Annotated in this window: 21 protein-coding genes; 10 read left to right on the top strand and 11 right to left on the bottom strand. The window is 53.5% G+C overall.

Annotated elements, in window-relative coordinates; all coding sequences use genetic code 11:
• Nucleotides 1-182: 182 nt before the first annotated feature.
• Both umuD and umuC read left to right on the top strand, forming a co-directional pair.
• Nucleotides 183-605, top strand: coding sequence for a translesion error-prone DNA polymerase V autoproteolytic subunit (umuD, locus tag B4M48_RS11170; protein ID WP_071668089.1), 423 nt, complete (start codon nucleotides 183-185; stop codon nucleotides 603-605).
• Nucleotides 606-1868, top strand: a complete 1263-nt coding sequence (gene umuC / locus B4M48_RS11165; RefSeq protein WP_288656707.1) for a translesion error-prone DNA polymerase V subunit UmuC — start codon at nucleotides 606-608, stop codon at nucleotides 1866-1868.
• A gap of 30 nt (nucleotides 1869-1898) precedes the next feature.
• Here umuC and B4M48_RS11160 read toward each other — a convergent pair whose 3' ends face one another.
• The gene (locus tag B4M48_RS11160) at nucleotides 1899-2156 is read right to left on the bottom strand and encodes a biofilm development regulator YmgB/AriR family protein (RefSeq protein ID WP_065649031.1); all 258 of its coding nucleotides are present in this window, start codon (nucleotides 2154-2156) and stop codon (nucleotides 1899-1901) included.
• A gap of 394 nt (nucleotides 2157-2550) precedes the next feature.
• On the opposite strand from B4M48_RS11160, the gene B4M48_RS11155 reads away from it, so the two are divergent.
• A complete protein-coding gene (locus B4M48_RS11155) occupies nucleotides 2551-2862 on the top strand; it encodes a hypothetical protein (RefSeq protein ID WP_039385086.1) in 312 nt (103 codons plus the stop codon).
• 48 nt (nucleotides 2863-2910) lie between these two features.
• Here B4M48_RS11155 and B4M48_RS11150 read toward each other — a convergent pair whose 3' ends face one another.
• From B4M48_RS11150 to B4M48_RS11140, 3 genes are all read right to left on the bottom strand, one after another.
• Nucleotides 2911-3303 (bottom strand): YgiW/YdeI family stress tolerance OB fold protein, encoded by a 393-nt coding sequence (locus tag B4M48_RS11150; RefSeq protein ID WP_039385083.1) that lies wholly within the window; start codon nucleotides 3301-3303, stop codon nucleotides 2911-2913.
• Between the two features lie 211 nt (nucleotides 3304-3514).
• Entirely contained in the window at nucleotides 3515-3688 is a 174-nt protein-coding gene (locus tag B4M48_RS11145; protein WP_158448521.1) for a hypothetical protein, read from the bottom strand.
• A gap of 84 nt (nucleotides 3689-3772) precedes the next feature.
• Nucleotides 3773-3949 (bottom strand): hypothetical protein, encoded by a 177-nt coding sequence (locus B4M48_RS11140; RefSeq protein ID WP_158086436.1) that lies wholly within the window; start codon nucleotides 3947-3949, stop codon nucleotides 3773-3775.
• A 978-nt stretch (nucleotides 3950-4927) separates the two neighbouring features.
• Between B4M48_RS11140 and B4M48_RS11135 the strand changes: the two genes are divergently transcribed.
• Entirely contained in the window at nucleotides 4928-5116 is a 189-nt protein-coding gene (locus tag B4M48_RS11135) for a hypothetical protein (protein ID WP_039385080.1), read from the top strand.
• Nucleotides 5117-5147: 31 nt separating this feature from the next.
• Here the strand turns inward: B4M48_RS11135 and B4M48_RS11130 are convergent, their stop codons facing one another.
• The gene (locus B4M48_RS11130) at nucleotides 5148-6359 is read right to left on the bottom strand and encodes a diguanylate phosphodiesterase (protein ID WP_250340890.1); all 1212 of its coding nucleotides are present in this window, start codon (nucleotides 6357-6359) and stop codon (nucleotides 5148-5150) included.
• Nucleotides 6360-6601: 242 nt separating this feature from the next.
• Between B4M48_RS11130 and B4M48_RS11125 the strand changes: the two genes are divergently transcribed.
• On the top strand, nucleotides 6602-6847 hold the full coding sequence (locus B4M48_RS11125) for a hypothetical protein (protein ID WP_288656704.1): 246 nt from the start codon (nucleotides 6602-6604) through the stop codon (nucleotides 6845-6847).
• A gap of 18 nt (nucleotides 6848-6865) precedes the next feature.
• Here the strand turns inward: B4M48_RS11125 and B4M48_RS11120 are convergent, their stop codons facing one another.
• Nucleotides 6866-7528, bottom strand: a complete 663-nt coding sequence (locus B4M48_RS11120; RefSeq protein ID WP_288656701.1) for a helix-turn-helix domain-containing protein — start codon at nucleotides 7526-7528, stop codon at nucleotides 6866-6868.
• Between the two features lie 140 nt (nucleotides 7529-7668).
• Between B4M48_RS11120 and B4M48_RS11115 the strand changes: the two genes are divergently transcribed.
• From B4M48_RS11115 to B4M48_RS11100, 4 genes are all read left to right on the top strand, one after another.
• Nucleotides 7669-8058, top strand: a complete 390-nt coding sequence (locus tag B4M48_RS11115) for a hypothetical protein (RefSeq protein ID WP_039385067.1) — start codon at nucleotides 7669-7671, stop codon at nucleotides 8056-8058.
• Nucleotides 8039-8329 carry a hypothetical protein gene (locus tag B4M48_RS11110; RefSeq protein WP_052246503.1) on the top strand — a complete coding sequence of 97 codons (291 nt, stop codon included), beginning with the start codon at nucleotides 8039-8041 and terminating at the stop codon, nucleotides 8327-8329. Before B4M48_RS11115 ends, B4M48_RS11110 begins: the two co-directional genes overlap by 20 nt.
• 88 nt (nucleotides 8330-8417) lie before the next feature.
• The gene (locus B4M48_RS11105) at nucleotides 8418-8822 is read left to right on the top strand and encodes a hypothetical protein (protein ID WP_288656699.1); all 405 of its coding nucleotides are present in this window, start codon (nucleotides 8418-8420) and stop codon (nucleotides 8820-8822) included.
• Nucleotides 8823-8967: 145 nt separating this feature from the next.
• Nucleotides 8968-9234 (top strand): hypothetical protein, encoded by a 267-nt coding sequence (locus tag B4M48_RS11100; RefSeq protein WP_039385065.1) that lies wholly within the window; start codon nucleotides 8968-8970, stop codon nucleotides 9232-9234.
• A 19-nt stretch (nucleotides 9235-9253) separates the two neighbouring features.
• Here B4M48_RS11100 and B4M48_RS11095 read toward each other — a convergent pair whose 3' ends face one another.
• Together B4M48_RS11095 and B4M48_RS11090 are read right to left on the bottom strand one after the other, a co-directional pair.
• Nucleotides 9254-9493, bottom strand: a complete 240-nt coding sequence (locus B4M48_RS11095) for a DinI-like family protein (protein WP_039385064.1) — start codon at nucleotides 9491-9493, stop codon at nucleotides 9254-9256.
• A 306-nt stretch (nucleotides 9494-9799) separates the two neighbouring features.
• Nucleotides 9800-10123, bottom strand: coding sequence for a DUF6388 family protein (locus B4M48_RS11090; protein ID WP_039385062.1), 324 nt, complete (start codon nucleotides 10121-10123; stop codon nucleotides 9800-9802).
• A 147-nt stretch (nucleotides 10124-10270) separates the two neighbouring features.
• Between B4M48_RS11090 and yedD the strand changes: the two genes are divergently transcribed.
• On the top strand, nucleotides 10271-10738 hold the full coding sequence (gene yedD, locus B4M48_RS11085) for a lipoprotein YedD (protein ID WP_283340798.1): 468 nt from the start codon (nucleotides 10271-10273) through the stop codon (nucleotides 10736-10738).
• 40 nt (nucleotides 10739-10778) lie between these two features.
• Here yedD and fliT read toward each other — a convergent pair whose 3' ends face one another.
• From fliT to fliD, 3 genes are read right to left on the bottom strand one after another with little or no spacing between them, the layout of a single operon-like run.
• Entirely contained in the window at nucleotides 10779-11132 is a 354-nt protein-coding gene (fliT, locus tag B4M48_RS11080) for a flagella biosynthesis regulatory protein FliT (protein WP_071667947.1), read from the bottom strand.
• Between the two features lie 24 nt (nucleotides 11133-11156).
• Nucleotides 11157-11537, bottom strand: coding sequence for a flagellar export chaperone FliS (gene fliS / locus B4M48_RS11075; protein ID WP_283340797.1), 381 nt, complete (start codon nucleotides 11535-11537; stop codon nucleotides 11157-11159).
• A 9-nt stretch (nucleotides 11538-11546) separates the two neighbouring features.
• Entirely contained in the window at nucleotides 11547-12968 is a 1422-nt protein-coding gene (fliD, locus tag B4M48_RS11070) for a flagellar filament capping protein FliD (protein WP_283340796.1), read from the bottom strand.
• Between the last annotated feature and the right edge of the window lie 68 nt (nucleotides 12969-13036).

Raw genomic sequence — 13036 nt, 5'->3', positions numbered from 1 at the left:
TTATGATTCTGCTCGCGCGCCAGATAGCCAGCTGCGTGAACATTCATCGATTAACGCCTGTAATTCACTCAATTTGTCTTATCCGCTCAGGCTTTACAAAAACATCAGGCGTATTTGCTTGATCGTATACGGGATCTGCTATTACTGTATTTATATACAGTAATCATTTTGAGACCATGGATATGGAGCTTTTACACCCGGCGGACATCCGCGCCATCCTTGAATTACCGCTTTACGTCAGCCGCGTTCCGTGCGGTTTTCCTTCACCGGCTCAGGATTACGTTGAGCAGCGAATCGACCTGAACCGGCTGCTGGTGCAGCATCCCAGCGCGACATATTTCATTAAGGTCAGCGGTGACTCAATGATTGAAGGGGGCATCAACGACGGCGATATGCTGGTAGTAGACAGCTCAATCAAAGCCGGACACGGTGATGTGGTAGTCGCTTCGGTCTGTGGTGAATTTACGGTTAAGCAGCTTATGCTGCGCCCATTCCTGCATCTCAGGCCCATGAATGCGGCGCACGCGATCATTGTGATTGAGGACGCCGATCAGTTTGAGATTTTTGGTGTGGTCAGACACGCCATCAAGACGATAGGCCCGTAAATGTTTGCGCTGGTGGACGTTAACGCGTTCTATGCGTCGTGTGAAAAGATATTCCGGCCAGATTTGAAAGGCGAGCCGGTTGTGGTGCTGAGTAACAACGATGGTTGCGTGATCGCCCGGTCGGCTGAGGCCAGAAAGCTGGGCATCAAAATGGGCGCGCCCTATTTTAAAATGAAAGATGAACTGACGCGGCACAATGTGCGGGTGTTCAGCTCGAACTATGCGCTCTATGCCGATATGAGTGACCGGGTCATGACCACGCTTGAGGAGATGGCAACCGCTGTTGAAATCTACTCAATTGATGAAGCGTTCATGGACCTGACCGGTTTTGGACGTTATAAGCCGCTGGAAGCGTATGGCAGAGAGATCCAGCAGCGGATATACCGGGAAATGCATCTGCTGACCGGGGTGGGTATTGCTCAGACTAAAACGCTGGCAAAACTGGCTAACTATGCGGCCAAAAAGTGGACCAAAACCGGCGGGGTGGTGGATCTTTCAGATGCAGAGCGACAGCGCAAGCTTATGGCGCTGGTGCCGGTAGAGGAGGTGTGGGGCGTAGGCGGCCGGCTCAGTAAAAAGCTGAACGCCATGGGCGTGATGACGGCTAAAGATCTGGCTGACCAGAGTCCCTGGGTTATCCGCAGGCACTTCAGCGTGGTGCTGGAGCGCACGGTCAGGGAGCTGCGCGGTGAATCTTGTCTGGAGCTGGAAGCGTTAGCGCCTGGCAAACAGCAAATAGTGTGCTCGCGCTCTTTCGGCTCACGCATCACTGATTATCGCGATATGCGCGAGGCTGTCTGCAACTTTGCGGTGCGGGCCGCAGAGAAGCTGAGAACAGAGCGCCAGTACTGCCGGCAAATAGCGGTGTTTATCCGTACCAGTCCGCACGCCAGCGATGAGATATTTTACGGCAATCAGGCGCTCGGCAGGCTGGCGATCCCGACCAGCGACAGCCGGGATATTATCCGTGTCGCGACAGACGCCCTGGATCGTATCTGGCTGGATGGCCGGAGATATATGAAAGCGGGCGTGATGCTGGGCGATTTTTTCAGTCAGGGCGTGGCGCAGCTCAACCTGTTTGATGAGTTTCAGCCGCGTGCAAATAGCGCAGCCCTGATGCAGGTGATGGATAAGGTAAACCAGGAAGGCAGGGGGCAGCTGTGGTTTGCAGGGCAGGGGATCGCGAAACCCTGGGCGATGAAGCGGGAAATGCTGTCTCCGTTTTACACGACGCGCTATGGCGATCTGCCGGTCGCGAAATAACGTCCCTGTTCATCTATCCTGCGCTGGCTTTCAGTTGCCCATATCTTCGGGCGTACGCTGGATCACAATCTCCAGCGCGTTGCGGTAGATATCCTGCTTCACAATATCCTGTTCCGCCTCAAGCCGCATGATCAGTGCCAGAATGATATCTTTGTTAGTCACGCGGATTTTGCGCGTGGTCAGCTCAAGTCGGATTTCAGAGATGATGACGCGTTCACTCAGATACTGTTCACCGGTAGTTTTAAAATAGTCGCTGAGCTGAGACTCCGGGGTAGCAAGCTGTTTCATATTAAGCCTCACAAAAAAGGGGAAATCGCCTGTGTTATTGTCTGACAGTGGCAGCCATGCATGACCGCCGCGTTGCAATAAAGTTATACAAGATTTCTGTAGTTGTACAACTATCTCGCCGCTCTTTTGTGTGGTCGTACGTGTAGATGATATGCATCAAAACAGTTGCGCTATTTTTTAGAACGATCATTTCCTTTATAAGCAGCAGGTTAGCCGGGGGCGAAGCAAAACGCGCAGCCTTCACGCGAGCCGGGCTGAAAGAAAAATTTTACGAGCTGGTCACCAGGCAGGAGCAGGCAACGATTATGCGCCCATTTTATTTTGCTAAACGCAGCGCGAAATCTGCAAGTCAGGCTACTTTTAATGCTCAGACCAATAATCAACAGAGGTGCGCATGCACTCACAACAGGTCAGTATCAACGTGTACGCTTTGGCAATCCGTAAACTTGCTGCCGCTCACCAGACAGGGGAAGATCTTAGCGACGTAAAACATCAGGTCGATGCAGTTATTCAGGCGATGAAAGAGGAGATGGCCGTTGATAAAATGGTGCAAATCGAAATGTGGGGTGAGCTGCTGACGATCCTCGATAGCTGCAGCCGCAATACGGCTCATCCTTCGTGGATCACGGTTATCAACCACGCGCGTTACCGGGTCAAGAGCAGAAAAAACACCGCAGTACAGTATTACCGGCAAATCAGCGCCTGATAAAACACTGCCGATCGCGACGATCGGCAGTTATTTTTCAGCCTGGTATCAGGGTTCATCAATGCGGGCGACTTTCAGGTGCGCGCTCTCGCCTTTGCCATAAACTTTACCGCTGACGCGGATTTTGTCCGTGGCGTCATAGGTTTTACCTTTGAAGGTTTCAGCAGGAGCATCGATACGTACGGTGCCTGAGCTGTCGCGGAACTGATAGCTGTGATCGCCCACTTTTTTGATAATGTAACCTTCAAGCGTTACATACCCGCCCTGACGGAAATCGCGGATCAGCGACACGCGCGTCTGACCGGTATCTTCCGATCCTTTATAGCCTGCATCTTCTTTATGCTGCGGCGGTGGCGTTTCACCCGCTTCAAATCCCCCTTTTTCAGCGTAAGCGCCAAAGCTCAGACACAGCATTACAGCAGCCCATGTAGTTTTGTTCATGTCACTCTCCTTGAAGTCAATCGACCCGTTAAGCCTGGCACAGGTTTCGCCAGGGAGCAGGGGCGCAGTGAAATTAATAGAGCAGCAGAACAAAAGGTATACAGCAGAGGGGGAAGCGTTATAGGGCTGCTTTTGCGCGGCCATAAAAAAGCCAGACCGGGTGCTGGCTTTTTTATGGCGCTGAGCAGCCGTCTGGTTATGCTCAGAGCGTTCAGGTCAGCGAGAGCCGGTTACTGATAACCCGATAACCTGAACTGGTAAATGCATCAGCATCGAGCGGCTCATTTTTGCCTGGCCCAAACCATTGCCGTTTATGCTCTCCCGCGTAATACCACACTTCCGGTTCCGTTGTGGCTGACTCCACCCAGTAATAGCCTTCCTGCATCGTCTTATCCTCCTGCGAGGAATATAGTCCAGCTGCGCTGCGCTTAACAGCATTGCGCGCCGTTCTGCACAGAAAAATGTGCCGTCAGCGCTCTTCAGGAGGCGTCAGTTTCTCGCTGAGAAGAACAAAGCCCGCGGATTTAAAGCGCGCCAGAGAGAGAGGTATCGGCTCCATCGGCCGGTAAAAGCCGCGCCCCGCATCCCAGAACCATACTTCTGGCTCAGTTGTTCTGCTACCCACCCAGTAAAAACCCGTTTCCATTAGTGCTCTCCAGAAATGAATGAAGGCACGCCTTCTTAAATTTCCGCAAAATGATGTATCAGGTAAAGTCGATAATCAATCTTGTTTACCGCTTCGCTTATTTTACAACTTACCTTTTGAGGCGCCGAATATCCTCTGCCTCTGCGCAACATACGTATCTGCATTAATCGAAACCGGGCTCCTGTTCATTATGAATCTGAATTTCATTTATCAGGCACGGCACAGCAGAAACCTGTCATCCGGCTTTTATGGCCACTTGCATAGGCTGCCCGATTAACGGCAACGCAGCACCAGAACAGCGCGAACGTTATCTGGCAGACCTGAATTTAGCGGCCGAAATCGATTTCACACTTTACACAAAGTCAGGCTAAGTTGTACAGTTTTTCAAAGTTGTACAGGTTTGCACTGGCTGTATAGAAGCGTCTGGCATCCTGCTTCTCTCAGCAAAAATGTATTGCCTTTCGTCTTATTTTTATACAAAAGAGAATGCTCTGCGCAGAGTAAGCTCATGACAGGCAGAACAAATTCGGGCTTTTTGAAAACAGATGGGTTTAAAATAAAAATACAGGATCTCATCCGACCACATGAAATGTCAAAATATAACTTATACATATATAAGATGACTGTATAAGTTAGAGGGTCAGGCGTGACGCTATCTCAGACGCCTTGTTATCGTGCGGGCTCAGCCTGAGCAGGGCGCTGAACCAGTAAATAAGCGATGAAGATAAATAATTAACAGCGTAATAATTTACGAAGAACTGCAGGAATAAAACGTTGCAGGGTTGAAGGTAATTTATAACAGCCTATTACCGCAGCAGATTATCCTCTGCGCTTTAAAATTAAATCTATTTTGCAGATAGCTGGCAGGACGACGAGCAGAGTATCAATATATCCCGTCCGGAGTGACAGCTGCTACACTTAACGATGTCGCGAACGGCGGCAGTGAATGTCAGTTCTGCAACAGAGGCGAGCAGGCTTATGAAAGATGGATATTACTGGGTGAAAGATGGTGAGCGCTATCCGGAGGTATGGTTCTATCAGCGGCAGTTTGGCTGGTTTCGTCCCTGCAGCGCGGTGCCGATGACGCAGCGCACCTTTGAAATGATGAAATATGTCATTCTGAGCGAGCCGCTTGATGCGCCTGCAAAGCAGCTGCAGGCGCAGTGAATTGTTGCCAGAGATGCACTTCAGACTGAGGCTATCTGATTTCAGGCCACGCAATTGACGGGAATCCATTCAGCGCCGGTCGCGCAAACAGGTAGCCCTGGAACTGATTAATGCCGGCTGCCTCAAGCCACATCCACTCTTCCGCTTTTTCCACGCCCTCGGCAACCACGGCAATTTCCAGTGAGGCGCAGCATTTAATAATCGCGTGGACGATTGCCTGTTTTGGTCCGCTTTTATGGACGTCGCAGATAATTTCACGATCGATTTTTATTTTATCAGGCTGAAACTTTGCCAGCAGGGAGAGGCCGGCAAAGCCGGCACCGAAATCATCCAGCGCCAGACTGATACCGGCAGCTTTTAACTTCCGCACTTCTGCCGTGAACGCATCAGCGCGCGAAATAATTTCATTCTCCGTGACTTCAACCACGATCTGTTCAGGAATAAGGCCGCTGGCGTGGATCTCTGCGAGCAGAAAATCCACGGCATCCGGCACGGTGACCAGGGACATCGGCAGCAGATTGATGGTGAGCGTATGCTGCCCCAGGCCGAGTTTGCTGGCGAGATTGAAGGCCAGGCTTTTTGACTGAATATCTGCCTGGTAAATAGCATCACCGCCGAAAGCAGCAAAATACTCTTCCGGCGCACCGCCGGTGGGCGTGCGGATCAACGCTTCATAGGCAGCAATACGGCGTGAAAAGGGATCAACAATAGGCTGGAAAGCAAAGCGGCAATCCTGAATCGAGTGCTGAAAATCGTCCAGCTCACACAACGTCGACTCATCCGCGACAAACTCCCACGTGTTCGCCGGCGGGATTTCAAAATAGTTCTCTTTTTCACGTGCCTCAACAAAGGTGCGTAAAAACTGCAGCGCACGATCGTCGTAAGTCAGCTGGTGACGCGAGGTGCCTTTATCGAGTACGGCCTGCAGCACGCGGCCTCTCTCATGCTGGCGCAGATCAAACAGCTCCATACCGGTATTACCAAAGCGGCGCGCCGGCGCGAAATCATGCATCAGCTCGACCAGATTATGATGACGGGCATCCTGGCGAATACGATCATAGATATGTCTGACAGCGCAATCGGGTCCTTCCAGAAGCTGAAAGAAATGCCGGCCGTCAAATAACAGAATGCCGGTGATGTCCGACAGCGCATTTTTGGTGTTTGCGCGGGCCACGATATCTTCAAGAACTCTGACGGGAACGTGTTCATCAAGATGGCTGCGGTAAAGAATAGTGGTCAGCATGCAATTGTCCTGCCGGAACGTTATTTAAGCTCATACATTAACCGTCGAACCGGCCGGGATGTCCAGCGCACAACAGCTAAATCAGCATAATATTTACCGATTTATCTGATAAGCGTAGCGGAAAAACAGGGGTCAATTCAATTTATCTATCGGTCGAAATGAATCTGCATCAACGATAAATATTTTCGATTGAATGGATTAACAAAAAGCGTATCTTAAGCCGCCTTAGCCGGAGGAATAAAATGTTACGTGATTACCTGAAACTGGAAGCAGAAGATCGTCTTATTGAGCAGGACAAACAGATATCCCAGGACGATCGGGAAGCCATTACCCGCTGGCAGATCACAGACAGCCAGGGCAGGGCAAAAGGGAGCGTCGTGCTGAGCGACAAATTCAACACCCGCCGCTCATGGAACGTGAACTACCGTATTACCCAGACGGATGCATCCGGCCGCATTGTTATCGATCGCCTGACCGATACGCTGTAGCGGGCCGGTGCGGGTTTTTTACTGGCCGCCAGCGTGATAATGCCGGCGCATTTCAGCCAGTACGCCGATAATCTGCACCTCATGTTTGTCCGTGTTAAGTACGGGATAATCTTCATTCACCGGGCGCAATAAAAAATGCTCTTCATTCTGTGAAAGGGAACGCACGCGCAGCGTTCTGACCAGCGCCTGCCCGGCATACAGCGCCAGCACCACCTCACCGGGCGCTGCAGAGCGCCGGGGTTCAAATATCAGCAGATCGCCGGGCAGAAAAGCTGGCTGCATGGAACGATCGTCCAGCTGAACGGCGACGGCGACGGCGCTGTCGCTTACCGCACTGTCACAGTAGAGAAAGCGATCGGCTTCCCGCTGCAGCTGCAGGCGGGTTTCATCCAGCCAGCCGGTAACCTGCTGCAGTGTCAGCAGCGGCACAGCCCGCACGCTGCTGTGGCTGCTGACAACCGCAAAGGGTTCCCCCTCACCATCAAACAGCCATGCCGCCGGGCACTGCAGCAGCTCTGCCAGCCGGAGCAGATGCTCGCCACGCGGCAGCGTCTCATTTTTTTCCCATTGTGAAATAGCCACGTGCGAGACGCCGACGTCTGCCGCCAGCTGCTGCTGGGTCAGTTTCAGCATTTTACGGCGTTCGCGAATGCGCTGGCCTAGCGTTTCCTGATTTTTCATCTTGACAACTCCTGAAAGGTTTACTTAAGTATACTTAAATTAAATGATTAAAGTAAACTTAAAATACACTGATCGTATGACTGGCAAGGGGAGGTCAGTGTATTCCGGGCGGAGCCCTTGCCAGTACTGAGAGGTAAGGCATGGAGAGTAGTCTCATCACCAGCGTTGGCGCACTGCTTCTCGGCGGTGGTGCAGCAGCGGTGTTCTGGAAACCATTACTGGCCGGGATTGCAACCATCGTAACCAGCAATCGTGCAGGCGGGGAGATTATCACCAGTTACAAAGAGCAGGTGATGTTACTGAAAGAGAGTCATGCGCTGATGCGGCAGGAGAATGATGAGTTGCGCATTCGCCACGATCGCAATTTGCGCCGCATCTCTTCGCTGGAGACCGATCTGCGCCTGATAAAAAATGCGCTGGGCATTTTGCTGGCAACGACTGAGACCGATCACAGCGATAAATTTCGCAGTCAGATCAATCAACTGATTACCACGCTTGAGGAGAACCGTGATGGTGCAGATAAACAGTGAATTCACGATCAGAAATCACCGGCGTCAGCTGCTGCTGGGGGGAATGATGCTGCTGTTATCGCTGATATGCATTGCCATGACCGCGATGTTTATCTACGTCAGCAATGAAGCCAACCAGCGCGTCGAAAATATCCGGGAAGAGTACCGGCAAATCTCTGACCGCCGCGAAGCGCGGGTGGCCGAATTGACAGAACAGCTGGCAGACCTGCAGCTAAAAATTGACGGAATAGTGGTGCGTGAAAAGGCCAGACCGGCTAAACGCAGCAGCTAGCGGCAGGGAGGCAGTGATGAGTATTACCCGTCAGATCGCGGTATGGCTACGGCAGCGGCGATCGTTAACCCGAAAGAAGGAGAGTACCATGAGCGAACAACAGAGCGTTAACCCGGCAGCAGCAGCGGATCCACACGATGTTTCTCCGCTGGAGAACTTTGCTAACGAGACGGCACCGGCCAGCCCGGCGGTAACGGAAGAGGTGGCGACAAGCGCAGAGGCCACCGCGACACCAGAGGAGAGCGTAGCGGCTGATGCAACACCACAGCCTGTGGCAGACGATCCCCTGACAACGGCATCCGCCAGCGCTGATGCTGCGCCGGCAGAGGTGGCAGCACCTGCTCAGACAGCGGGTGCGTCACCGGCCGCGGCGGCGCTGGATGCCGGGGTGAAAGATTTTGTCCAGGCGTTTACGTTTGTTGAACATGGCGTGAGCCAGCTGGGGGAGGCAGCCAAAGCGGAACTGATGACGCTGGCGCGCAAATACCTCTGATGCGCAGCCATCTGTACTGACAGGGATGTCAGCCCCGGCCTGAAACCCACTTCCGACTATTCTTAATGCGGCTTCGCTATTATCGACTATCTTTAATCACTCAGACGTTATTTTAACGGGCAAAACAAGCAAAAAGGAAAATAGCATGAGCGATTCAGAAGCGATTAAAACCAAACCTGAGTACCTGCGCGATGTTACCTCACAGCTTAAAGAGATGCGTCACTACGCGCAGACCAACACTGAAACGCTCTCTGCACACTGGCTGGCGTTTGATGCCGGCGAGTACAAAGATAAAGAGTATGCAGGGCGATTTGAGCAGCTGATCAATGAGCAGAGTAAACTGCTGGAGAATATTGACCAGACTATTCAGGATTTAGAGATTGCGGTTAACCATATTGAGCAGGAGAGCTAACCGCACACGGCAGGGTGGCCTAGTCGGCCACCAGCCACATATCCGCCTCATCAAACATCTCTTCGACAATGCGCGCAACGGTCGCTTTATCGTTTTTGCTTAAATCGGTGTCGATTCCGTTGCGCTCCATCGGTTTTACCCGCACTTCAGCCTCCGGAAACACGCGCTGTACCCGCTTTTCGAGCTCAGCCTGAATCATCTCGCGCGCGCCGGGCAGGCCAGCGACGTTACGCTTGTCATAAATCAGCTCTACAAACATCAGAACCATCCATCAAATAAGGTCAGGGCATCATATTACTGTAAATAAAAACAGTAGCAAGGGGTGCGGGCGGTGCAGGCGGAAAAAAGTGTACGCATCAGCGGAGTGAGGAAAAGCGCCGGAAAAAGCCGGGGAAAAAATGAACCTCTGGAAGTGGAAAACCAGCACCACTTCCAGAGGTGGCGCAAACGCACCATTCGTTAAGGGACAATCCCTGACGGTTGTCATGGTGCGTAACTTATACAAAATTACGGATTTGTACAACTTTATTTTCTGTTGTACAACTTTGCGGGCTATAGCGCAGCGCTACAGCTCATTCTTTATACAAAACTCTTCCCACGTCATACCCAGCGCCTCAGCGTGCGTCTTCAGGTAGGCTTCAATCGCTTCTGCGGCCACTGCCTTATCCGGCTCGGCGAGCTGAATAGAGAACAGGATGCCATCCAGCTTTTTCTGCCGGATAAAGGCCGCGTAGATCCGTTCGGCATGCCAGTCGCGCAGTTCACGCAGTGACATATTCGCCGCGCGGGCGTCGCTTTCGCTCAGCTCATCCAGCGCGGCCTGAAAGGTGGGGTGGGCGGTGAAAAACAGGCTGCGCGCCAGGCTATAGTACTCTTCAGGGGTTTTCATGCTCGGTTCCGGGTCGTTAACTCGGCGCATAGTGTAACTGCAACCTGCCGCGTTGTCAGGCGCGCCGGGTTTTGCTGCAGACTGCTTGCCTTACGCCTGAGAAAAATTATACCGTAGCCGCCATTAACGCGAGGACAGGGAATCAAAATGAAAAAGTGGATCGTGCTGGCCGCCGTCGCACTCAGCGGGTGTGCGCAGATTAACAGCTACAGTGATGCGGTAAAAACCCCGGCGCCGGCCGCGCTGCAGGGCAACTGGCAGACCGTGGGGCCGCAGAGCAAGCTGATCAGCGGCCAGGCGCTGGGCAGTCTGATTATCACCGCCGACGGCGACACGCTCGATTGCCGCCAGTGGCAGCGCGTCATTGCCAAACCGGGCAAGCTGACCCGCCTGAGCGACCGCTGGGTCAACGTCAACCGTCAGTCGCGCGTGATGCCGCTGATGCTGGAAAACGGTGAGCTGCAGTATGATGGCCTGCGCTTACGCAAAGTGGAACAGCCGACCGTGGAGTGCCAGCAGGCGCTGGAGGAAATGGCGCAGCGGCCCGATGAGGCGGTGATTCAGGATATTGAGCCAGAGCTGATGAAACCGGTTGCGGCGCATACCGCACAGTAATGCAGTAAGAGACCCTCTCCCGGCGGGAGAGGGCAGGTATTCAGGCCTGCGGCAGCCAGACGTCACCCTGCTGACCGTAAGCGCGCATCACCGACTTCTGTACTGAGGACTGGCTGACCAGCCGCGTCAGCTCATCCATGCGCGCCTGCAGCAGGCGTTTAACTTCGCTCTCATTATCCAGAATATGACGCAATACCGGACGCAGCTGCTCCTGCAGCTGGCCTGACGGCGGCGTGGTTTCCGTACTCTGCGCCAGACGCTCCACCGCACTGACGTAATCCATTTCGTGAGTAATTAAATCGTCCCACTCGCCGCGGCTGGCGTGGCGCAGCATGCCGTGGCTGAGGGTGAGGATCTGCTGATAAGCCAGCATCAGGTGCGGTGCAGTATTCATAACATAGCGTCCTAAGAATTAAGATTAAGCGACTTCTTTCCAGGCATCAGCGATATTGCGCAGCAGCGTTTCAACCTCTTCCAGCGCTGCCACGTCATTACGGATGTTTGCCTCAACCAGACGGCGGACCATATAGGAGTAAAGGCCGATAAGGTTCAGCGTCAGCTCATCGCCTGAGGCTTCATCCAGACCCTGTTTCAGGCCCGCTTCGATAATATTGATCGCTTTCGAGATAGCGCTGCCTTTGCCCGCGATGTTGCCATCCTGCATAAACAGACGTGCGCGCACCACGGCGCTGATAGCGCCATCAAACAGCAGCGTCAGCAGCTGCGGCTGCGTGGCGCTCATTACGGCGCTCTCAACGCCAATTTTTGCATAGGCCTGCGTGCCATTTGCCCCGTACATGGTCACTCCTTATTTGTTCGAGCTGCTGGTCATGTTGTCAAACTGCTGCGTCAGGTAGTCGCTGGTGCTGTTGAGCTTGCTGACGGCGAGATCCAGCTGGGTAAACTGGGTTTTGTAGCGCGCTACTAAATCGTCAATACGTGTGTTCATGTCGTTATATTTCTGCGTCAGCTCATTCAGCGTTTTGCTGACGCCATCTTTGGCGCTCTGGATTGGCCCTTTACTTGAGAGCCAGGTCGTGAGATTACCGGCCAGGCGCGTGGTAATGCCGGTTTTTTTCCCATCGCCAACGATCATCTCTTTGATACCGTCCGGATCTTTCGCCAGCTCAGTTTTCAGCTTGCTGTCATCCAGCGTCAGCTTGCCGGAGGTGGGATCGGAGGTAATACCAATCTGCGCCAGCGTTTTATAGGCGGAGGAGCTGGCGGAGTTAGTCAGCAGTCCCTTAATCTGCGTCTGAATGCTGCGCAGGGTGCTGTCGCCGACCAGCGCGCCGTTGCTGGCGTCCTGCGCGTCAGCGCCTTTCTCCACCGCGGTATATTTGGTCAGGGTACTGAACTGATCGAGCAGCGTGTTATAGGCGTTAACAAAGTTGGTCACTGCAGTGGTGGCTTTGGACGTGTCCTGCGCCACGGTGAGCGTCTGGCTGCCGCTGGTGGTCGCGGTCAGATTCAGCGAGATCCCCTCCAGCGCGTCGCTGATGCTGTTGCTGCTGCTGGTGATCGGAATATTGTTCACGGTGAGCTGCGCATTCTGCGCCGCGACGCTGACGCTGAGCTTGTTATTCGCTGCGATATCATTGTGATCAAAGCCGACAATTGCCTGCAGCGTGTCGTCGCCGCTGACGCTGACCGCCGACACGGCGTTTGCCTCACCGGTTTTGGTCGCGGTCAGCGACAGGCGGTATTCGCCCTCGTTGCTCTTAATAATGCTGGCAGAGACGCCGGCGTTCGCTTTATTAATCGCATCGCGCATGCCGGTGAGCGAGGTCTGGTCGCTGGTGAGCGCAATACCTTTGCTGCTGCCGTCGGCAAGTTTGATGGTCAGGGTGCGGCTGGCGGCGCTGTCGCCGAGCGCGCTGCTGTTGCTGCTCTGCGCCGATGACGTCAGCGTCTGCGCCTGCGCCAGCTGCGTCACGTTGATACTGTATTTACCCGCCACTACGCTGCCGGAGGTGGTGGCGCTGAACGCCGTGCTGCTGCTGGTTGCGGTGGTGGCGCTGAAGACATCGGCGCTGTTGAGCGCGCTGTTAGCGGTCTGGAACGCGGTCAGCGCGCTTGAGAGCGTGCCGTAGGCGCTGAGCTTCGCGGTATAGGCGCTCTGCTGGGTGCTAATCGGCTTTAAGCTCGCTTTTTCTGCAGTGGTTAAGCTATCGAGAATATCGCTAAGCTTTAGGCCTGAGCCGACGCCGAGAGAAGAGATGCTGGCCATATAGTTTCCTTTTCCTGTCGCTGCAAAGAGTGAATAGCGCAATTATCGGCGTCAACGCGGCAAAGTTT

Source organism: Pantoea sp. UBA6567 (genome assembly GCF_002434165.1).
GTDB lineage: Bacteria > Pseudomonadota > Gammaproteobacteria > Enterobacterales > Enterobacteriaceae > Pantoea > Pantoea eucrina.
The sequence above is the reverse complement of the archived record's forward strand: the minus strand, read 5'-3'. Positions and strand labels throughout refer to the sequence as shown.